At 44.5% G+C, this 19406-nt stretch carries 20 protein-coding genes, 1 other RNA gene, 2 pseudogenes and 1 riboswitch; of the genes and pseudogenes, 18 read left to right on the forward strand and 5 right to left on the reverse strand.

What is annotated here, in order from left to right:
• Positions 1-58: 58 nt before the first annotated feature.
• The 8 genes and pseudogenes from OQ477_RS04040 to OQ477_RS04075 all read left to right on the forward strand — a co-directional run bounded on the left by OQ477_RS04040 (position 59) and on the right by OQ477_RS04075 (position 6829).
• The gene (locus OQ477_RS04040) at positions 59-2305 is read left to right on the forward strand and encodes a DEAD/DEAH box helicase (protein ID WP_265971472.1); all 2247 of its coding nucleotides are present in this window, start codon (positions 59-61) and stop codon (positions 2303-2305) included.
• A gap of 19 nt (positions 2306-2324) precedes the next feature.
• Entirely contained in the window at positions 2325-3563 is a 1239-nt protein-coding gene (locus OQ477_RS04045) for a ribonuclease H-like domain-containing protein (protein WP_038458947.1), read from the forward strand.
• 121 nt (positions 3564-3684) lie between these two features.
• Positions 3685-3792 (forward strand): annotated as a pseudogene (locus tag OQ477_RS04050) (hypothetical protein); the annotation flags it as partial.
• An 83-nt stretch (positions 3793-3875) separates the two neighbouring features.
• Complete coding sequence (gene cotD, locus OQ477_RS04055; RefSeq protein WP_003153539.1) at positions 3876-4112, forward strand: spore coat protein CotD; 237 nt, start codon at positions 3876-3878, stop codon at positions 4110-4112.
• An 88-nt stretch (positions 4113-4200) separates the two neighbouring features.
• The gene (locus OQ477_RS04060; protein WP_265971475.1) at positions 4201-4749 is read left to right on the forward strand and encodes a DUF1273 domain-containing protein; all 549 of its coding nucleotides are present in this window, start codon (positions 4201-4203) and stop codon (positions 4747-4749) included.
• 79 nt (positions 4750-4828) lie between these two features.
• The gene (gene gpsB / locus OQ477_RS04065) at positions 4829-5128 is read left to right on the forward strand and encodes a cell division regulator GpsB (RefSeq protein ID WP_003153541.1); all 300 of its coding nucleotides are present in this window, start codon (positions 4829-4831) and stop codon (positions 5126-5128) included.
• A gap of 55 nt (positions 5129-5183) precedes the next feature.
• Positions 5184-5565: RNase P RNA component class B (gene rnpB, locus OQ477_RS04070), an RNA gene on the forward strand.
• Positions 5566-5662: 97 nt separating this feature from the next.
• Positions 5663-6829 carry a THUMP domain-containing class I SAM-dependent RNA methyltransferase gene (locus tag OQ477_RS04075; RefSeq protein ID WP_265972415.1) on the forward strand — a complete coding sequence of 389 codons (1167 nt, stop codon included), beginning with the start codon at positions 5663-5665 and terminating at the stop codon, positions 6827-6829.
• 40 nt (positions 6830-6869) lie between these two features.
• Here the strand turns inward: OQ477_RS04075 and OQ477_RS04080 are convergent, their stop codons facing one another.
• The gene (locus OQ477_RS04080; protein WP_003153548.1) at positions 6870-7022 is read right to left on the reverse strand and encodes a YpzG family protein; all 153 of its coding nucleotides are present in this window, start codon (positions 7020-7022) and stop codon (positions 6870-6872) included.
• A gap of 165 nt (positions 7023-7187) precedes the next feature.
• Between OQ477_RS04080 and OQ477_RS04085 the strand changes: the two genes are divergently transcribed.
• From OQ477_RS04085 to pbuX, 5 genes are all read left to right on the forward strand, one after another.
• Positions 7188-7379 carry a hypothetical protein gene (locus tag OQ477_RS04085; protein WP_003153550.1) on the forward strand — a complete coding sequence of 64 codons (192 nt, stop codon included), beginning with the start codon at positions 7188-7190 and terminating at the stop codon, positions 7377-7379.
• Positions 7380-7482: 103 nt separating this feature from the next.
• Positions 7483-9402: an ATP-dependent DNA helicase gene (locus tag OQ477_RS04090; protein WP_265971477.1), complete on the forward strand. Its 1920-nt coding sequence runs from the start codon at positions 7483-7485 to the stop codon at positions 9400-9402.
• A gap of 110 nt (positions 9403-9512) precedes the next feature.
• On the forward strand, positions 9513-11015 hold the full coding sequence (locus OQ477_RS04095; protein ID WP_265971479.1) for a carboxypeptidase M32: 1503 nt from the start codon (positions 9513-9515) through the stop codon (positions 11013-11015).
• A gap of 132 nt (positions 11016-11147) precedes the next feature.
• A riboswitch (purine riboswitch) is annotated at positions 11148-11247 on the forward strand.
• Positions 11248-11348: 101 nt separating this feature from the next.
• Positions 11349-11933: a xanthine phosphoribosyltransferase gene (gene xpt, locus OQ477_RS04100; RefSeq protein ID WP_265971481.1), complete on the forward strand. Its 585-nt coding sequence runs from the start codon at positions 11349-11351 to the stop codon at positions 11931-11933.
• A complete protein-coding gene (gene pbuX, locus OQ477_RS04105) occupies positions 11930-13234 on the forward strand; it encodes a xanthine permease PbuX (protein WP_265971483.1) in 1305 nt (434 codons plus the stop codon). The genes xpt and pbuX overlap by 4 nt, the downstream gene beginning before the upstream one ends.
• A 244-nt stretch (positions 13235-13478) precedes the next feature.
• Here the strand turns inward: pbuX and OQ477_RS04110 are convergent, their stop codons facing one another.
• Positions 13479-13754 (reverse strand): hypothetical protein, encoded by a 276-nt coding sequence (locus OQ477_RS04110; protein ID WP_044802172.1) that lies wholly within the window; start codon positions 13752-13754, stop codon positions 13479-13481.
• A 317-nt stretch (positions 13755-14071) separates the two neighbouring features.
• Between OQ477_RS04110 and OQ477_RS04115 the strand changes: the two genes are divergently transcribed.
• Positions 14072-14638, forward strand: coding sequence for a cysteine hydrolase family protein (locus tag OQ477_RS04115; RefSeq protein ID WP_265971485.1), 567 nt, complete (start codon positions 14072-14074; stop codon positions 14636-14638).
• A gap of 248 nt (positions 14639-14886) precedes the next feature.
• Here OQ477_RS04115 and OQ477_RS04120 read toward each other — a convergent pair.
• Positions 14887-15470: pseudogene (locus OQ477_RS04120) on the reverse strand (DUF421 domain-containing protein).
• Between the two features lie 518 nt (positions 15471-15988).
• Positions 15989-16258, reverse strand: a complete 270-nt coding sequence (locus tag OQ477_RS04125; protein WP_007409508.1) for a hypothetical protein — start codon at positions 16256-16258, stop codon at positions 15989-15991.
• A 231-nt stretch (positions 16259-16489) separates the two neighbouring features.
• On the opposite strand from OQ477_RS04125, the gene OQ477_RS04130 reads away from it, so the two are divergent.
• Positions 16490-16798 (forward strand): MGMT family protein, encoded by a 309-nt coding sequence (locus tag OQ477_RS04130; protein ID WP_007612133.1) that lies wholly within the window; start codon positions 16490-16492, stop codon positions 16796-16798.
• Positions 16799-16826: 28 nt separating this feature from the next.
• Here OQ477_RS04130 and OQ477_RS04135 read toward each other — a convergent pair whose 3' ends face one another.
• Positions 16827-17435: a GNAT family N-acetyltransferase gene (locus OQ477_RS04135; RefSeq protein WP_265971486.1), complete on the reverse strand. Its 609-nt coding sequence runs from the start codon at positions 17433-17435 to the stop codon at positions 16827-16829.
• Positions 17436-17599: 164 nt separating this feature from the next.
• Between OQ477_RS04135 and OQ477_RS04140 the strand changes: the two genes are divergently transcribed.
• The 3 genes from OQ477_RS04140 (at position 17600) to fbpC (ending at position 19374) form a co-directional block, all read left to right on the forward strand.
• A complete protein-coding gene (locus tag OQ477_RS04140) occupies positions 17600-18700 on the forward strand; it encodes a type III polyketide synthase (protein WP_265971487.1) in 1101 nt (366 codons plus the stop codon).
• Complete coding sequence (locus tag OQ477_RS04145) at positions 18700-19206, forward strand: isoprenylcysteine carboxyl methyltransferase family protein (protein WP_265971488.1); 507 nt, start codon at positions 18700-18702, stop codon at positions 19204-19206. The genes OQ477_RS04140 and OQ477_RS04145 overlap by 1 nt, the downstream gene beginning before the upstream one ends.
• A 72-nt stretch (positions 19207-19278) precedes the next feature.
• Complete coding sequence (gene fbpC / locus OQ477_RS04150) at positions 19279-19374, forward strand: Fur-regulated basic protein FbpC (RefSeq protein WP_025284905.1); 96 nt, start codon at positions 19279-19281, stop codon at positions 19372-19374.
• Positions 19375-19406 lie beyond the last annotated feature (32 nt).

The raw sequence follows: 19406 nt of genomic DNA on the forward strand, positions 1-19406 counted from the left end.
TCATCTAGCCAGGCAAACAAATATTCGGTAAACTGTACCTCATAAAGAGGTGTGAACGATGAAGAAAAAATCACTGAGCGAACTGATTCAGGAATTAAAAAATCATGAAAATATTGTGCATTGGCATGAAGAGGAACCGCGGGAGGCGAAAACCATGCCGATGCCGGAGCAAGTAGATCCGAACATTCGGACGGCTCTCGAAAAAAGGGGGATCGAGCGGCTCTTTACACATCAATACTCCGCTTTTCAGACGGTTCAAAACGGAGAAAGCATTGTGGCCGTCACACCGACGGCCTCCGGAAAAACACTGTGCTATAATCTTCCGGTTCTTCAGTCTATCGCGGAAGATGCCTCAAGCCGCGCGCTTTATTTATTTCCGACAAAGGCGCTCGCGCAGGATCAAAAAAGCGAGCTGAACGAAATCATAGACGAGACGGGCATGGACATTAAAAGCTTCACCTATGACGGAGATACGTCTCCGGCCATCAGGCAGAAAGTCAGAAAGGCCGGGCATATTGTGATCACAAACCCTGATATGCTTCATTCAGCCATTCTTCCCCACCATACAAAATGGGTGAGTCTGTTTGAAAACCTGAAATATATCGTCATTGATGAATTACATACGTACCGGGGCGTATTCGGCAGCCATGTGGCGAACGTCATCCGCCGTTTAATGAGAATCTGCGCTTTTTACGGAAGCACGCCGTCATTTATCTGCACATCCGCCACAATCGCCAATCCGAGGGAGTTGGCGGAGCAGCTGACGGGAAAATCTGTGCGCCTGATTGACGACAACGGCGCCCCGGCCGGAAGAAAGCACTTTGCTTTTTACAATCCTCCGATTGTAAATAAACCGCTGCATATTCGAAAAAGCGCCACCGTGGAAGTGAACGAACTTGCCAAAACTTTTTTAAAAAATAAGATCCAGACGATTGTTTTTGCCAGAAGCCGTGTCCGGGTTGAAATTATTTTAAGCCACATTCAGGAGATCGTAAAAAAAGAAATCGGCTCGAAGTCTGTCAGAGGCTATCGCGGCGGATATCTTCCGAAAGAAAGAAGAGAAATAGAGCGGGGGTTAAGAGATGGCAGCATTCTCGGGGTTGTCAGCACAAACGCGCTGGAGCTCGGCGTTGATATCGGCCAGCTTCAGGTCTGCGTGATGACGGGGTACCCGGGCAGTGTCGCGAGCGCATGGCAGCAGGCGGGCCGGGCCGGACGGCGGCAGGGAGAGGCGCTTATCGTGATGGTGGCGAACTCTGATCCGATTGACCAATATATTGTGCGCCATCCTGATTATTTCTTTCAACGCTCGCCTGAATCTGCAAGGATTAATCCCGATAATCTCATTATACTGGTCGATCACCTGAAATGCGCCGCGTATGAGCTGCCTTTCAGAGCCGATGAAACATTCGGAGAAAATGATGCAAGAGACATTCTTGAGTATTTAGAGGAAGAAGGGGTGCTTCACGAAAACCGCGAACGCTACCACTGGGCGAGCGAATCTTTTCCCGCCTCCAACATCAGTCTCCGTTCGGCGTCACAGGAAAACGTGGTCATCGTTGACCGGTCAGAGACGGCTGATGTAAAAATCATCGGAGAAATGGACCGCTTCAGCGCGATGACGCTTCTTCATGATGAAGCGATTTATCTTCATGAAGGGGTGCAGTACCAGGTTGAAAAGCTTGATTGGGATCATAAAAAAGCGTACGTGCGAAAGGTCGATGTCGAATATTATACAGATGCCAATTTAGCGGTGCAGCTGAAAGTGCTGGACATTGACAGAACGGACAGCAGAAAGAAAACGGCCTTACATTTCGGCGATGTAACCGTGAACGCACTTCCGACAATATTTAAAAAAATTAAAATGACGACATTTGAAAATATAGGATCAGGGCCGATTCATCTTCCAGAAGAAGAACTGCATACCAGTGCTGCGTGGCTTGAATTGAAAGAGACGGATTCGGAGATCGGCGAAAAAACGCTTGAACAGCTGCTTTTAGGCATTGCCCACGTCCTGCAGCATATCGTGCCTGTATACGTCATGTGCGACCGAAATGACGTGCATGTCGTGCCGCAAATCAAAGCCGCACATACCGGACTTCCGACAATCTTTCTGTATGATCATTATCCGGGCGGAATCGGACTTGCTGATGAAGTATATAAGCGATTTGATGAAATCAATGAAGGGGCTGAGCGCCTGATCAGACAATGTCCATGTCAAGACGGATGTCCTTCCTGCATCGGTTCCGAAATAGAAGGAATAGATGCAAAGAAAGCGATACTCCGGCTCTTGAATTACGTGTAAAAGAAAAGGGGGACGAAAGATGTCCTTGAAAAATAAATTAAAGCGGATGAAAAACCACCTGAATGTGCCGGAAGCTGAAAAAAAGCCGGCAGCTTCACAACTTTCGGTCCCGGATATTCAAGTCCCATTTAGAGAAGAATGGGAGGCATTCGGAGTGAAGCCTTTCTTTTTTGAGGATGAATACTGTCTTATCCGCGAAACCGTCTATCCGCTTTCGCACCGTCACGGACGGTACAGCTTCAGTGAACTTGATGACGTCATGGCATTATGGAATAAAGGCGGTTTGACACATACTTTATCAGCAGAAGGATACGAAAAAAGCCAGCTGTTCTTCTTTGATACTGAAACGACCGGCCTCGGCGGCGGGGCCGGCAATATGATCTTTTTGCTCGGTCATGCAAGAGTGTATGAAGACCGTGTCGCGGTTAAACAGCATCTGCTTCCTAAACCGGGAAACGAGACGGCTCTTTACAAAAGCTTTTTAAGTGAGGTTGACATTACGTCGCTTGTTACGTATAACGGAAAAGCCTTTGACTGGCCGCAGGTAAAAACTAGGCATACATTGCTGCGGGACAGGCTTCCGAAACTTCCTGACTTCGGTCACTTTGATCTTCTGCATGGGGCGAGACGGCTTTGGAAACATAAATTAGAGCGTGTATCGCTTTCGGCGGTTGAAAATGAAGAGCTTGCTTTTAAAAGGGACGAAGACACCCCTGGTTATTTGGCGCCGATGCTGTATTTTCAATTTTTAAAGGCGGAGGACCCGGCTCTTTTAAAGGGAGTGCTCTCACATAATGAACAAGATGTGCTTTCCCTCATCGCTCTTTACATCCATATGTCAAAAAAGATTTTTGCATCTTCTGATCAAACGTCAGAACGTCAGGAAGCATACGCCATGGCGAAATGGTTTATCGCTCATAAAGAAACCGATCGGGCTGTTTCACAGCTGGAAGCGCTGCAAGGCAAAGCCTTTGAAGATTCGGATCGGGCCCTTTTTGACTTAGCAATGCTTTATAAAAAACAAAACCGCAGGCAAGACGCCGTGCCCCTTTGGGAGAAACTGACGGGCTCTGCTCTTCACATATGCAGACACCAATCAGCGGTAGAGCTGGCGATCTATTTTGAGCATCACGCAAAAGATTACAAAAAAGCTCTGCAGGTCGCGCAGCAGGCGGCAGAAGACGGGGAAATATCGGAAAAAGAAGCCGAGAAGCTCCATGTGAGAATTGCCCGGCTCAAGAGGAAATATTCCTCTTGAAATATTGCCCGGGAAAGCGCAAAAGCCGAGCTGTTTCGCCAAAAATATTTTTTTCTGAATCCGCATCGATTTTGTTGTAGAATGGTGCCGCATCTTGTAAAATAGCGTTAGTTATTTATAGGGGAGAGTTGGTATGTATAAAGGTGTTTTTTACTTGTTCTTTGTCGTGGTTTTTTTGATTGCGTTTGTATTTTCGAATTTTAAAGACAGTTTGCTGACGCACTTTTAAATTGGGTGATTGAATTAGAACATGTACCCTCTTTTCTTCATAACCTAACAGTGTAATAAAAGTTAATGGAGAGGGGATTTAGCATGTTTCATCATCATTGTTGCAGACCAAACGTGATGCCGCCGATTGTCCATCCGACTCATTGCTGTGAACACCATTGCTTTTCTAACACGGTTGTGCCGCATATTCATCCGCAACATACAACTAACGTAAATCACCACAACTTTGAGCACGTTCATTACTATCCGCACACTTTTTCAAATGTTGACCCGACAACTCACCAGCATTTTCAGTGCGGAAGCCCTTGCTGCGATCATTAGTATTGAACGCTTAAGCAAGATCGGTTAGGATATCAGCAAATCAAAATGGGGCCCGATGGGGAGCCCCATTTTTTAAGCAGGTGATCAATTGAAAGTATTAGCCGTAACAGGATACAAGCCGTTTGAACTTGGGATTTTTAAACAGGATGACCGGGCGCTTGTTTATATAAAAAAGGCGATAGAAACGAGACTCAGAAGCTTTATTGACGAAGGCTTGGAATGGATTCTCATATCCGGACAGCTGGGGACTGAGCTTTGGGCGGCAGAAACGGCGTACGATCTCAGAGAAGAGTATCCGGAATTAAAGGTTGCCGTTATCACGCCTTTCTACGGCCAGGAGGAAAAGTGGAAGGATCCGAATAAAGAAATGTATGAAGCGGTGCTTGCTCAGGCAGATTATGAGGAGAGCCTGACGCATCGGCCGTACGAAAGTCCGCTCCAATTCCGGCAGAAAAACGCGTTCTTTATTGAAAAGTCAGATGCGCTTTTGCTTTTATATGATCCTGAAATGGAAGGATCGCCGAAATATATGCTGCAGCAGGCAGAAAAACGCCGTGAAACAGACGGATATCCGATTTATTCGATTACGATGGATGATCTCCGTGCCGCCGTTGAAGAAGAAGATTTCTTTGCATAACACGTCAGAGAATATTTGACAACGGGACGTGTTTCTGAATAAAATATAACATGATGATTCACGATATGAGGTGAAAAAGATGCTTGCTGATAAAGTAAAGCTTTCTGCGAAAGACATTTTGGAAAAAGAATTTAAAACAGGCGTTAGAGGTTACAGACAAGAAGACGTTGACAAATTTTTAGATATGATTATTAAGGATTATGAAACCTTTCATCAAGAAATTGAAGAACTGCAGCAAGAAAATCTGCAACTGAAAAAACAGCTTGAAGAAGCAAGCAAAAAACAGCCGGTGCAGTCCAATACAACCAACTTTGACATTCTGAAAAGGCTGTCCAACCTTGAGAAACATGTATTCGGCAGCAAACTTTATGACGAATAAGGCAGAAGCACTTGTCAAATGAGACAAGTTGCTTTATAATGAACAAGTGTTCTTAACGTTCGGGTAATCGCTGCAGATCTTTGAATCTGTAGAGGAAAGTCCATGCTCGCACGGTGCTGAGATGCCCGTAGTGTTCGTGCCTAGCGAAGAAATAAGCTAGGGCAGCCTTGATAGGCTGACGGCAGGAAAAAAGCCTACGTCTCCGGATATGGCTGAGTATCCTTGAAAGTGCCACAGTGACGAAGTCTCATCAGAAATGGTGAGAGTGGAACGCGGTAAACCCCTCGAGCGAGAAACCCAAATTTTGGTAGGGGAACCTTCTTGAAGGAATTGAACAGATAGAAGGACAGAATGCTTTCTGTAGATAGATGATTGCCGCCTGAGTACGAGGTGATGAGCCGATTGCAGTACGACGGAACAAAACATGGCTTACAGAACGTTAAACTTTATTGATATGACAAATTAGAGCTCTCCTTTAAAGGGGAGCTTTTATCTTGGATGAAACGAAAGCTTAAAAAGAGACAGGGTGATACGATGAAGAAGTACACACTAATAGCGACGGCGCCGATGGGAATCGAAGCGATCGTCGCCAAAGAAGTGCGTGATTTAGGTTATGAATGCAAAGTAGACAACGGAAAAGTCATTTTTGAAGGAGATGCGCTTGCGATCTGCCGGGCTAACTTATGGCTGCGGACGGCTGACCGCATTAAAGTACAGGTCGCCGAGTTTCAGGCGAAAACGTTTGATGAGCTGTTTGAAAAAACAAAAGCGATTGACTGGGGCGCGTACATTCCGGAAAACGCAAAGTTCCCCGTTATCGGAAAGTCCGTGAAATCAGTGCTTGCCAGTGTGCCTGACTGCCAGCGGATCGTCAAAAAGGCGATAGCGGAAAAGCTGAAACTGCAATCAGGAAAACAAAATGAATGGATTGAAGAAACGGGCCCCGAGTATAAGGTGGAGATTTCCCTTTTAAAAGATAAAGCCGTGCTTACACTGGATTCATCAGGAACAGGCCTTCACAAACGGGGATACAGGGTTGATCAGGGAGGAGCTCCGATTAAAGAGACGCTCGCTGCTGCGTTAATTCAGTTAACCAACTGGACGCCCGACCGTCCGTTCGTCGATCCGTTCTGCGGTTCCGGCACGATCGCCATTGAAGCCGCTTTAATCGGGCAAAACATTGCTCCCGGTTTTAACCGTGATTTTGTTTCAGAAGACTGGGAATGGATCGGAAAAGAACTGTGGGACAAGGCGCGTCTTGAAGTGGAAGAAAAGGCGAACTATGATCAGCCGCTGCAGATCTTTGCCAGTGACGTGGATCACCGGATGGTAAACATCGCCAAAGAAAACGCAGAAGAAGCGGGACTTGGTGACCTGATCGAATGCAAACAAATGCGGGTGCAGGATTTTACGACGAAACTCGAATACGGCGTAATCGTCGGAAACCCTCCGTACGGCGAACGGCTCGGCGAAAAAAGGGAAGTCGAGCAGATGTATAAAGAAATGGGCCGGGCATTTGAATCTCTTGATACATGGTCTGTCTACATGTTAACGTCAAATGAACAATTTGAAGAGGTCTACGGAAGAAAAGCAACCAAAAAACGGAAGCTCTTTAACGGTTTTATCAAAACGGATTATTATCAGTACTGGGCTAAAGTGCGGCCGCAGGGGAAAAAGCCGCAACAAAGAGAAGACGCCTGAAACAGCGTCTTCTCCGGCATCTTTACGTTTTATTCTGCCATTACCAGCGGTGCGCTTTTGCGTTGCTCCGTAAAATAATGTTGGTCTGGGACATTTCGGTGTGGCCGTTCACTTGCGATTTAGAGCGTTTCGGCCGCGTCCAATTGTGATGAAACAATTCAGAATGCTGATCTAATCGATCTTTATAACTCATGTAACCATCACTCCCGGATAGAATAATTTTGTGAAGATGGATATTCGATCGAATATCTGTTGTAGTTTGTGCAGGTCAGGTGCGGATCATTCAGAATGGCATGTATAGAAAGTGAAGCATCGGCATAGAATGATGATTATTTCTATTTGAGAGGTGATCTATTTTATGCTGAACAGCGAGCACTTCAGTAAAATACAAAAGGCGTTAGACGCAACTGCTTTCCGGCTGGAGGAAGCCGGAGCGGAGTTCGGTCCTTCCGCCATGACACACGCACAGGAAGAACTTGAAAATGCGGTAAAACATACACATTCAACAGACCATCCGTTCCTATGTACACATATCATTAACCGGAAATGATAATGGCAAAAACTTGGCGAGGCCAAGTTTTTTTGTTGTATTGAAAAGGGTTAAATGATATTATAGATGGTCTGAATGCCGAATAGTTAGGGGTTGGAGTTGGGTGACAACATCACGTTTGCCGTTTGCTTTAACAAAAGAAAAGAATTTTTACGAAGAATTGAACAATTGGATTGGTGACGTGTTTTACGATATCCTTCCCGAGAAAGGCTTTGACCTTCGGGATGAGCAGGTATTTATGGCGTTTCAGCTTGAACGGGCATTTAAAGAAAAAAAGGTCATGTTCGCTGAGGCAGGAGTCGGTACGGGGAAAACGCTGGTGTATCTGCTGTTTGCCATCAGCTATGCCAGATATACGGGTAAACCGGCCATTATCGCATGCGCCGATGAAACGTTAATTGAACAGCTTGTCAAAAAAGAAGGCGACATTTCCAAGCTGACAGAACATTTGGATCTGCAGATTGATACACGGCTGTCCAAATCCCATGAGCAGTATCTGTGTCTGAAAAAGCTTGAGAAAACGATGCAGCGTTCTGATGATGAGAAGTGGCTGGATCTTTATGAGTCGCTGCCTTCATTCGTACACGAATCACAAGCGATGCAGCGCTTTTATCCGTACGGCGACCGCAAACAGTACGCTGATTTGACAAATGAAGAGTGGGCAGGCGTCAGCTATGATTCCTTCCAAGATTGTTTAACATGTGATATGAGACATAGATGCGGTTTAACACTTTCAAGAGATCATTACAGAAAATCAACGGATCTGATTGTTTGCTCCCATGATTTCTACATGGAACATGTATGGACGGAAGAATCACGCAAAAGGGAAGGACAGCTGCCGCTTTTGCCGGATCACAGCGCTGTCGTGTTTGATGAGGGACACCTGCTGGAATTCGCCGCGCAAAAAGCGTTAACCTATCGCGTGAAGCAGTCGACGCTTGAGCTGTTTTTAGAGCGTCTGCTTCAAAATGACATCAGAGAGGAATTCGCCGAACTGATTGAAGATGCCCTTGCCGCAAACGATGAGTTTTTCTATGTGCTGTCAGAGGAATCGAAGGAAATCGCCGGCTCTCACCGATTGGACATCCAAAACGATCAGCGTGTTAAGCTTGCGGCTGACGAATTGTGCCGTCTGCTCGATAAAATCGGCGAGGCGCTCGTATTTGAATCGGAAATGTATACGATCGATAAGTACGAGCTGTCAGTCGTAGAAGAATACGTCGAACAAATGGCATATTCGCTGTCGCTGTATCAAAAGGATGCCATCAGCTGGCTTGAAACGCGGGATACAGACTCAACGTTTGTCGTTATGCCGAGAACAGTAGCCGAAGTGCTGGGAGAAAAGGTCTTTTCTAAAAGGATCCCTTATATTTTCTCATCGGCCACTCTTTCTGAGGGCGGTTCATTTGATTATATCGCTGACAGCCTCGGAATCCGTGATCCTTTATCATTCACCGTTGAATCTCCGTACGATTACGAGGAGCAAATGTCTGTTGCGCTTCACGGTGACATGACGTCTGAGCAGAAAACAGCCGAAACGATTGAAACCATTAAGAAGAATGAAGGACGCACCCTCGTTCTTTTCCCTTCCTTTGAAGACATGAAGGAATTTAAAGAACAGGCTGCCGCGTGGGAGCTGCCGTATCCGATATACTACGAAGGTGATGAAGAGATCAGCAGTCTGGTCGAAAAATTCCAGCGGGATGAAGAATCCGTGCTTTGTTCCGTCCACTTATGGGAAGGTCTTGACATTCCCGGTGACTCACTCCGGAATGTGACCATTTGGGCGTTGCCGTATCCGCCTCATGATCCCGTGTTTACCGCAAAGCGGAACGGATCGAAAAAAGATCCGTTTGAGGAAGTTGATCTGCCGTACATGCTCTTGAGAGTCCGGCAGGGAATCGGCCGCCTCATCCGTTCTAATCAGGACAGCGGAACCATATCCATTTATGCGGGCGGAGAAAGTGAACGGGTATTGGCCGAAGTCAAAAAGATATTGCCTGTTACACCGAAAATCGTATAAAAACAAAAGCTGCAGGATTCTCTCCTGCGGCTTTTTTAAATCCGGGAAGTTGACTTTGTCACGGCGTTCCATTAGCCTGTAATTGATAGTGAAAAGGGAGGGGAATGGATATGGATTTACATACATATGAAAAAGAGTTTTTTGATCTGTTAAAAAGAGTGTCCCACTATGAAGAAGCCATTGCGCTTATGCACTGGGACTTAAGAACGGGAGCCCCGAAAAAAGGCTCTGATGACCGGGCGGAAAGCATCGGACAGCTGTCGGCTGACGTTTTTCAAATCCAGACATCCGACCGGATGAAAGAACTGATCGACATCCTTCTCGCGCATGCAGAAGAGCTCTCTGAAGATACAGTGAAAGCGGCGGAACTTGCGAAAAAAGATTATGATCATAATAAAAAAATTCCTGAAGATGAGTATAAAGAATATGTCATTTTAACATCGAAAGCGGAAACGGCTTGGGAGGATGCAAAGGCGGCCTCTGATTTCTCTATGTTTGCTCCGTACCTTGAGAAGCTGATTAATTTTAATAAGCGGTTTATTTCGTATTGGGGCTATGAAGATCATCCATACAATGCATTGCTCGATATTTTCGAACCGGGTGTTACGGTAAAGGTACTGGATCAGCTGTTTTCTGAATTGAAGGAAGCGATCATTCCGCTTATCAAAAAAGTGACGGCATCCGGCAATAAACCGGACACTTCCTTTATAACGAAAACGTTTCCGAAAGAACAGCAAAGAGACCTCTCCTTGTATTTCTTAAAAGAGTTCGGGTATGATTTTGACGGCGGCCGCCTGGACGAGACGGTGCATCCGTTTGCGACGACAATCAACCGGGGCGATGTACGGGTGACGACCAGATATGACGAAAACGATTTCCGCACGGCGATTTTCGGAACGATTCATGAATGCGGGCATGCGATCTACGAGCAGAATATTGACGAAGCGCTGAGCGGAACGAACTTATCTGACGGTGCATCCATGGGAATTCATGAATCCCAATCGTTATTTTATGAGAACTTTATCGCCAGAAATCAACATTTCTGGACCGCCTATTATGAAAAAATGGTTGAGGCTTCGCCTGATCAATTTCAAGATGTGAAAAGAGAAGATTTTGTACGCGCTGTCAACGAGGCGAAACCGACCTTTATCCGAATTGAAGCCGATGAGCTGACGTATCCGCTTCACATTATTATCCGTTATGAAATTGAAAAAGCGATTTTCAGCAATGAAGTGACAGTGGAAGAACTGCCTGCATTGTGGAATCAAAAATATCATGATTATTTAGGCATTACGCCGCCATCTGACGCAAAAGGCATTTTGCAGGACGTACATTGGGCGGGCGGCGATTTCGGCTATTTCCCTTCCTATGCGCTCGGATATATGTATGCGGCACAGCTGAAGCATACCATGCTTGACGATCTGCCTGAATTTGACCAATTAATAGAACGGGGCGATTTTGAGCCGATTAAACAATGGCTGACAGAAAAGGTTCATCAGCACGGAAGACGCAAAATGCCGCTTGACATCATAAAAGATGCAACGGGAGAAGAGCTGAACGTTCAATATCTCATTGAGTATCTCGTCGGCAAATATTCAAATTTATATTTATAAACGAAACGCCCGGCATACACCGGGCGTTTTTCTAAAAATTCCAAAAACACGAATAATCGAAACCGATTCTTTGTAAAAGTTCGGAAATATTCAAATTTCACTATGCAAAAGAAGTGTATCTTGTTATAATTTGATTAATATCATACGAACACTCATATAATCGCGTGGATATGGCACGCAAGTTTCTACCGGTCACCGTAAATGTCCGACTATGAGTGAGCAATGGAACGGCTTTATTCGGCCGTTACGTGTAGATCATTCGGCATTGCTTGCTCTTTTTTTGGAGAGCGGGCAATGCTTTTTTTTTATTTTTTATAAGCGGGGGTAATCATTGTGGAAGCATTAAAACGAAAAATAGCAGAAGACGGAATCGTTCTTTCTTATCAAGTGCTGAAAGTGGATTCTTTTTTAAACCATCAAATTGATCCGGTTCTCATGCAGCAGATCGGCCGGGAATTTGCGCGCCGTTTTGAAAAAGACGAGATAACCAAAATCGTCACAATTGAATCTTCGGGTATCGCCCCTGCGGTGATGGCTGGCCTTGAACTCGGCGTTCCCGTCATCTTTGCGAGAAAAAGGAAGTCTCTCACATTAACGGATGATCTGCTGACGGCATCCGTCTATTCTTTCACGAAAAAAACAGAAAGTCAGATTGCCGTCTCCGGAAATCATCTGTCGAAAGATGACCGCGTGTTAATCATTGACGACTTTTTAGCGAACGGACAGGCGGCAGAAGGACTTTTATCCATCGTAAAACAAGCAGGCGCAGCGGTTTGCGGGATCGGAATCGTCATTGAAAAGTCATTTCAGCCGGGAAGAGATGAGCTGGTGAAAAAAGGATGCCGGGTCGAATCACTGGCGAGAATTCAATCGCTTGAAGATGGAAAAGTGACATTTGTACAGGAGGTCCGTTCATGAAAAACGGCTATGCCAAAACACTTTCCCTCGGTATCCAGCACGTGCTTGCCATGTATGCCGGCGCCGTCGTTGTTCCTTTAATTGTAGGAGCGGCATTGGGACTGAACGCAGAACAGCTGACATATCTCGTATCAATTGATATTTTTATGTGCGGGGCGGCTACGCTGCTTCAAGTATGGAGGAATAAATTTTTCGGCATCGGCTTGCCCGTTGTGCTCGGCTGTACGTTCACCGCGGTAGCGCCGATTATTTCGATCGGTAAGGAGTATGGGATTTCAGCCATTTACGGAAGCATTTTGGCATCGGGTCTGCTTGTCATTCTGCTGTCGTTTTTCTTTGGTAAGCTCGTATCCTTTTTCCCGCCTGTCGTAACCGGATCTGTCGTGACGATTATCGGGATGACCTTAATGCCGGTCGCGATGAATCATATTGCCGGCGGGGAAGGCAGCGAGGATTTCGGTGATCCGGCTAACCTTGCCCTCGGATTTACGGTGCTCGTCATCATCGTGCTGCTTTATCGGTTTACAAAAGGATTTTTGAAATCCATTTCGATTTTAATCGGCATTGTCATCGGGACGGCCATCGCATATTTTATGGGAAAAGTGCAATTTGACAATGTGGCGAATGCTGATGCCATTCAAATGATTAAACCGTTTTACTTCGGGACGCCGACATTTCATGCGGCACCGATTATTACGATGTCCATCGTTGCCATTGTCAGCCTTGTTGAGTCAACCGGCGTCTATTTCGCTCTCGGTGACCTGACAAACCGGCGCCTGTCTGAACGTGATTTAGCAAAAGGCTACCGTGCGGAGGGCCTGGCGGTATTCATCAGCGGCATTTTCAATGCTTTTCCGTATACGGCCTATTCCCAAAACGTCGGCCTCGTGCAGCTGACAGGAATTAAGAAAAACGCGGTTATCGGTGTCACGGGCGCACTTTTAATGCTCTTCGGCCTTTTTCCGAAAATCGCAGCCTTCACGACCATCATCCCGTCTTCGGTACTGGGAGGCGCGATGGTGGCCATGTTCGGCATGGTCATTTCCTACGGCATTAAAATGCTCAGTCAAATTGACTTTAAAAAGCAGGAAAACCTTCTGATCGTCGCGTGTTCGGTCGGATTGGGACTCGGTGTAACCGTCGTTCCCGATATGTTTAAGCACCTGCCGTCTTACTTAAATCTGCTGACCACAAACGGAATCGTCGCCGGAAGCTTTACCGCCGTCCTTTTGAATATTATTTATAATATGATTCCTAAAACGAAAAAAACCCTTGATGTGACAAGGGTTCAACAGGGTTAGATATCTGTTTTCTTTAAAATAACATCTTATTTTATCCAGATCGAGGATGCTTCCGAAAGTTTGCTGAACTTTTTGCGAGGCATCTTCTTTTTTTATTAGTTTCATTGTTTGAAAAGAAACAAATTGAGTGATGCGGCATCCGTCTTATTTCGCCGAAAAACCGTCCCGAACTATATGTACGTGAACGAGTATCTTGTGCACGAATTCTTACAAAAGAGAGTAAAAGAAGGGAAAGCCCCTTCTTTTAATTAATCCATCCTTCAAAAGTTGCGCGATAGAACCCTTCGATTATCTCTACTTTCTTAAGGTAATATGTAACACCATTCTTAACAGTTGTATTTGGAATATCCCATCTATGAAGGTAATCCATTGTAAAAGAATCTTTGGTCGCTTGTGTCGAAATTTTTGTTTGAGTTGAGTCGATATTTGTATTACCAGGGCTAGATGCAAAAGCAGGGGCAGCGGAAACGAGTAAAGTGAGAGACAAGGCAGAACCAGTTAAAACTTTTTTTAATTTCATTTTTAACACCCCTTTATTTTTTTGATACAATTGTATTTTTACATAAAATACAAAAATAACCAAGGGTTTTTTTGTTAATATTTTGTGAGCGTGAATTTAGTTAGGGGCAATCCTTTCATTCACTGTTGCGGCTTATGTCAGGATATTGATAAGTATATAGAGAAAAAGAGTTGAATATTGCTGGCCTCTGGTGAACTTTAGATATTTCAATGCTTTTCCAACGGGAAAGATGTGATAGTAACTTAATCAATTGTACAAAAGTAAAAACTTTATTTAAAATGTTATAAATACGAATTTTCAATATAGGAGGTTATCTGATGGCAGAAAAGAAAAAAGCTTTAATCATTGTGGATGTACAAAAAGCCTTTGATGATAAAAAGTGGGGAGAACGAAATAACGTAAAGGCGGAAGAAAATATCAGCAAAATACTGAAATTATGGAGAGAAAAAGGATGGACAGTCATATACATACAACATACTTCTGATAAACCTGGTTCTTTATTTTATCCGAAAAATGAGGGGGTTGCTATAAAGGAAATCGTTAAACCTATGGATAAAGAAGTCATTATAACCAAGAAAGTAAACAGCAGCTTTATTGGGACTAATCTAGAAGAGCTTTTAAAAGCAAATGATATAACAACTGTCGTAATCACTGGCTTGACTACGCCGCACTGTGTTTCAACAACCACAAGGATGAGCGGTAATTTAGGATTTGATACATACCTGATTTCAGATGCAACAGCAGCCTTCGGAATGAGAGACCAAAATGATACATATTATGATGCAGAGACTATTCACACTATATCTCTGGCAACATTGCATGATGAATTTGCCACAATATTAACGACTGATCAATTAATCAATGATTTTATAAAAACAAACTGACTAACATTATGGCTAAGGGCGGCGGTGGATATAGGCGGCTGAAAAGCATATTTAGGCGCATACAAGGACCTCTCGAAAAATACGGGGATTACCGACTCTTTTCATCGTCGCAATATCGATTGAAAAAGGCATCTGCTTCAGATGCTTTTTTTGTTTCTTGTAAACCGGTTTCGGTAAAAAATGATCGACGGTTAACGGTCTGATTCGGCTTCGGTTTTGAATAACAAAAGGCTTTACTAATCAGCGAATTATTCAAGATTTTTTGGCTTGTGCTGAGTCTGGTGTTTTTTGATTTCCTCGAATATATTGGCTTGATCATCTTTTTGAGGCTGAGGCTCTTTGTTAAGACATTTTGGATCGATCACATTTTTAAGATCTTTGATGGTTAAAGGCTTACAATCATCTTTTAATTCGTAGCCTAATTGTCCATTAGCTTCTAAAGTGGCATATTTAATTGTGTTTATATTTGAAATGCCAAGAAGTCTTAAACGCATTTCGAGTTGATCTGCTGTCAGTCTCAGCTTCTTTAAGTTTCTATATTGAGTTGGCCGTCTTCTATAACGAATTTAGATTTTCCGGGTAAAAAAGATTCAATCCAGTTTACTTTTACTTGAAACCACTCCATCAAAATCAAAGCGCTAAAAAGGATAGACGCAGCGATTAATGTTTTCAATAAACTGGTTTCTAAAATGGGGTGAACGATAATCGTACCGATTGAAATCATCACCATTGTCTGTGCGATGGTCATTTGTGCAATGGATTTTCTCCCTGAAATTCTCAGTAAAATCATTCCGAATGCAATTATAATTAATTCTTCCCAAGCAAATCTCATGTTATCACCCTGGATTGTGTTTTATCAAAAATAAAAGAGCAAGTAAGAGGTTTTATGGGGTACTTGCTCACGAAGAATTATTGCCCTTACATTTAATTTTATTCATTTTAGGTGTTTTCCTAACTGGAGAAACTATTCTGCGAGAGTGAATTCATTTCGGAATCTCCAATACAAGAGGCGGCGGTGAATATTGGTGGCTGAAAAGCACACCAAGGAGTATAAGGAGTGCGTAAGGCATGAAATAGAAGAACCTTGCCCAGAAATACGAGTGAGTTGTCAATTAATACAATTAAGTCATAGGAAAAGCGGCATGGTTGGGAACAAAAAAGGATGCATACTGAGACACCCTGCTAAAATGCATTGAGGAACAACGGTCTGCTGCTGAGACAGAGCTTGAAATACGGTTGCTTGGGATCGCCGCACAACGCTCTTCGTTGATCATGGTTTTTAGGAGGTTAGTAGGGAAAACAACTATGAAAAAAGGGATGAGAGAAAAATCTCTTATCCCTTAGATAATCTTAAAACCAACCTTGGTATTCACCAGTCCATGTGCCATCACTGTTCTGCTTGGCATCTTTTAAATAGTATTTAACTCCAGCAAATACTGTTACATTAAGAAGTTCTCCACGTGTATTAGCATTGATGTATATAGTTTTTAACACTGCCTGAGGAGCTGCAGTTTTATGACTCCCGCCATCTGCAGTCGGGCTTGCTGCAAAAGCAGGAGCAGCAGAAACAAGTAAAGCAAGTGATAGAGCTGAACCGGTTAAAACTTTTTTAAATTTCATTTAAAACACTCCCTTTTTTTATTTGATACAACTGTATTATATAACTGTATGTAAAATTTGTCCATATAAACTTATGTTAACTTTTTGTGAATATAAGAAAGTATTTTCCCCCATGAGTTTTATTAACTCGTACCATCTTATTTTAAGCCTCCAGAGTAAGGCATCATCATATGACCTCAAAACTGTTGTATGATACTAGGGAAATCATTTTTAGTCGAAATGAGGAGTTGCATGACATTTACGGAACGGGCGGTAGCCATTATCAAACAGATTCCTGAAGGAAAAGTGATGACGTATGGTCAAATTGCCGATCTTGCGGGAAGTCCGCGGGGAGCGAGGCAGGTTGTGAGGATTCTTCACTCCATGAGTAAAAAGCATCGTCTTCCTTGGCACAGGGTCATCAATGCAAAGGGTGAAATCGGATTGAGAGATGAAGAGATGTTTTCTGTACAGAAGCTGTCTCTTGAAGCTGAGGGGGTAGCGGTCACGTCAGACGGACGGATCGATCTCAATTTATACGTCCATGATCCGAATATGTGAAAAAACCTGCCGTATATCGGCAGGTTTTTCAGTTATATGCTGCGAGCCGGCCAGAAAGGTTTTGCCGGATATAAGGCCATTCCTCCCGAAGGATGGAGTAGTAGGCGGTATCTCTGAGGCCGCCGTCGACAGCCGGAATGTGTGCGCGGCGGATTCCTTCAAATTGGGCTCCGATCCGCAAAATCGCAGTCCGTGAGCGCTGGTTGCGAACGTCGGTTTTCAGCGTCACTCTGACAGTTTGCCACACGTCAAACGCATGAGTCAGCATCAGAAGTTTACATTCCGTATTGACACCGGTCCGCTGCACGGCAGAGGCATACCATGTGCTGCCGATCTCACACACTTCCGGAGCTGCGTCTGTCGGCCGCGTAAACACTTCCGCCTCCATAAACCGCGTGCTTCCGACGATTCGGTCTGTTTCAAGACTCCGTACTGCAAATGGCAATGCAAGTCCTTTTTCATAATCGGAAAGCGCGCGCTCAATATAACGCTTTGTTTCTTCGATTCCGTCAGGAACATGGGTGTAAGCGTAAGTCGTCCTATTTTCTGAAGCAGCTTCACAAAGTGCCTGAGTGTGATCAATCGTCATCGGCTCTAACTGAACGAGTGACCCTTTAAGAAGGACGGGCTTCAGCATTCTTATCACAACCTTTTTTTATGAATGGATCAAGTATAGTCGAACGGTTTCTTATTCAAAAGAGCCAATTTCCTATTAAAATGGCATGTCAGTGAAATCCTCGATTCACACTTATGCATACATTCAGGAAAAAGCGGAAACCTTTATGTGAAGAGGTGATGGGCATGGCATATGTGTTATCGGTCGGAACCAGCATTCCGGAATATCATGTCTCGCAAGAAACGGCGGCAGATTTTGCGAGAGGGATGTTTGCCGATTCATTTAAGGATATTGACCGGCTGTTAAAAGCCTTTCAAAACGGCGAAATTGAATCAAGGCAGTTTGTCCGGCCGATTGAATGGTATAAAACGGCACGGGGTTTTTCAGAAAAAAACCGGCTGTATACGGAAGAAACCGTAAAGCATAGCGCGCATGCGGCACTTGATTGTTTAACAAACCCGGATTGTTTAACAAATCCCTTTCCATATGAAAAAGTGGATGCGATCTTTTTTATTTCCAGCACCGGGCTTTCGACACCCAGCATTGAAGCGAAAGTGATGAATCAGCTTCCGTTTTCTGCGAAAACAAAACGGATACCGATCTGGGGCTTAGGATGCGCGGGCGGAGCGGCCGGCCTGTCCAGGGCGTACGAATACTGCCGCGCGTATCCTGAAGCATACGTGCTTGTCATCGCGGCTGAACTCTGCAGTTTAACGTTTCAGCCGAACGACAAGTCAAAAAGCAACTTAATCGGAACTTCCCTGTTTGCGGACGGAATTGCCGCAGTACTAATCGGAGGAGAAAAGGCGAACCGAAACGACGTCAAACAGCCGCTTCTGCCGCGGATATTCGCCACTCAATCGGTGATGATGCCGGATGCGGAAGATGTGATGGGCTGGGAATTCACCGACAGCGGTTTTCAAGTCATTTTTTCAAGAGACATTCCCACCCTGGTTTCACAGTGGCTGAAGGACAATGTTGATGAATTTTTATTTGAATATGGCGTCAGTCCTCACGACATTAAAACCTTTCTTGCCCATCCCGGCGGGAAAAAGGTCATTGACGCCTATTTAACGAGTCTTTCAATGGGCACCGGGCAGCTTGCGGCATCTCGGAAGGTGCTGCAAAAACACGGGAACATGTCTTCCGCAACTATTTTTCATGTGATAAAAGAACAGTTGCTCCACGGACGGCAGAAAGAAAACGAAAAAGGACTGATCGGCGCTCTCGGGCCGGGATTTTCGTCTGAGCTTTTGCTGTTCAGCTGGGAAAAGGGGGCTTCTTAATGTTTTGGCTGTTTATCATGCTGCTTGCGGCCCAGCGGATTGCGGAGATGATTGTGGCCCGGCGCAATGAGCAAAAGGTGAAAAAGCAAGGCGCAGTCGAATACGGAGAAGGACATTATCCCTTTCTCGTCCTGATGCACGTGCTCTTTTTTGTCTCTCTTACAGCTGAGGTGGCGGCGTTTCAAAAAACGCCTTCTCCAAGGTGGGCCGCCATTATATGTATTATTTTATTTGTACAGGGGATCAGGTATTGGGCGCTATTATCATTAGGGCGGTATTGGAATACGAAAATCCTTGTCGTGCCTGATGCGGAGCTTGTCAGAAAGGGGCCGTACAAGTGGATGAAGCACCCGAACTACGCGGTCGTCATCTTAGAATTTATTTTTCTGCCGCTGGTATACGGAGCGTATTGGACACTGTTTCTCTTTTCGATTCTCAATGCCTGCATGCTCACTGTGAGGATTCGTGCCGAAGAGAAAGCGCTAGAAGAAAACACCGCAAAATAGAGATTGAAAATCATTCTCACTCATGATAAGATGTAAATATGAAAATGATTCTCATTCAAGGTGGTGCCGAAAATGACAATGTTATTTTTATTTGCAGCCGTTTGTACATACAGTGTTTTAATTGGTTTCGTATTGAAAAAAGTTTCGAATAAATCGATGTCTTCTTAAACATCTGCGGTTTTTCCTGCCGCGGGTGTTTT

This window comes from Bacillus sp. ChL18, assembly GCF_026241425.1.
GTDB lineage: Bacteria > Bacillota > Bacilli > Bacillales > Bacillaceae > Bacillus > Bacillus velezensis.

Excerpts from the sequence above, each read along its gene's own strand:
- OQ477_RS04040 (WP_265971472.1), top strand. The coding sequence starts at position 59 with ATGAAGAAAAAATCACTGAGCGAACTGATTCAGGAATTAAAAAATCAT.
- OQ477_RS04045 (WP_038458947.1), top strand. The coding sequence starts at position 2,325 with ATGTCCTTGAAAAATAAATTAAAGCGGATGAAAAACCACCTGAATGTG.
- cotD (WP_003153539.1), top strand. The coding sequence starts at position 3,876 with ATGTTTCATCATCATTGTTGCAGACCAAACGTGATGCCGCCGATTGTC.
- gpsB (WP_003153541.1), top strand. The coding sequence starts at position 4,829 with ATGCTTGCTGATAAAGTAAAGCTTTCTGCGAAAGACATTTTGGAAAAA.
- OQ477_RS04075 (WP_265972415.1), top strand. The coding sequence starts at position 5,663 with ATGAAGAAGTACACACTAATAGCGACGGCGCCGATGGGAATCGAAGCG.
- OQ477_RS04080 (WP_003153548.1), bottom strand. The coding sequence starts at position 7,022 with ATGAGTTATAAAGATCGATTAGATCAGCATTCTGAATTGTTTCATCAC.
- OQ477_RS04085 (WP_003153550.1), top strand. The coding sequence starts at position 7,188 with ATGCTGAACAGCGAGCACTTCAGTAAAATACAAAAGGCGTTAGACGCA.
- OQ477_RS04095 (WP_265971479.1), top strand. The coding sequence starts at position 9,513 with ATGGATTTACATACATATGAAAAAGAGTTTTTTGATCTGTTAAAAAGA.
- pbuX (WP_265971483.1), top strand. The coding sequence starts at position 11,930 with ATGAAAAACGGCTATGCCAAAACACTTTCCCTCGGTATCCAGCACGTG.
- OQ477_RS04110 (WP_044802172.1), bottom strand. The coding sequence starts at position 13,754 with ATGAAATTAAAAAAAGTTTTAACTGGTTCTGCCTTGTCTCTCACTTTA.
- OQ477_RS04115 (WP_265971485.1), top strand. The coding sequence starts at position 14,072 with ATGGCAGAAAAGAAAAAAGCTTTAATCATTGTGGATGTACAAAAAGCC.
- OQ477_RS04125 (WP_007409508.1), bottom strand. The coding sequence starts at position 16,258 with ATGAAATTTAAAAAAGTTTTAACCGGTTCAGCTCTATCACTTGCTTTA.
- OQ477_RS04130 (WP_007612133.1), top strand. The coding sequence starts at position 16,490 with ATGACATTTACGGAACGGGCGGTAGCCATTATCAAACAGATTCCTGAA.
- OQ477_RS04135 (WP_265971486.1), bottom strand. The coding sequence starts at position 17,435 with ATGCTGAAGCCCGTCCTTCTTAAAGGGTCACTCGTTCAGTTAGAGCCG.
- OQ477_RS04140 (WP_265971487.1), top strand. The coding sequence starts at position 17,600 with ATGGCATATGTGTTATCGGTCGGAACCAGCATTCCGGAATATCATGTC.
- OQ477_RS04145 (WP_265971488.1), top strand. The coding sequence starts at position 18,700 with ATGTTTTGGCTGTTTATCATGCTGCTTGCGGCCCAGCGGATTGCGGAG.
- fbpC (WP_025284905.1), top strand. The coding sequence starts at position 19,279 with ATGACAATGTTATTTTTATTTGCAGCCGTTTGTACATACAGTGTTTTA.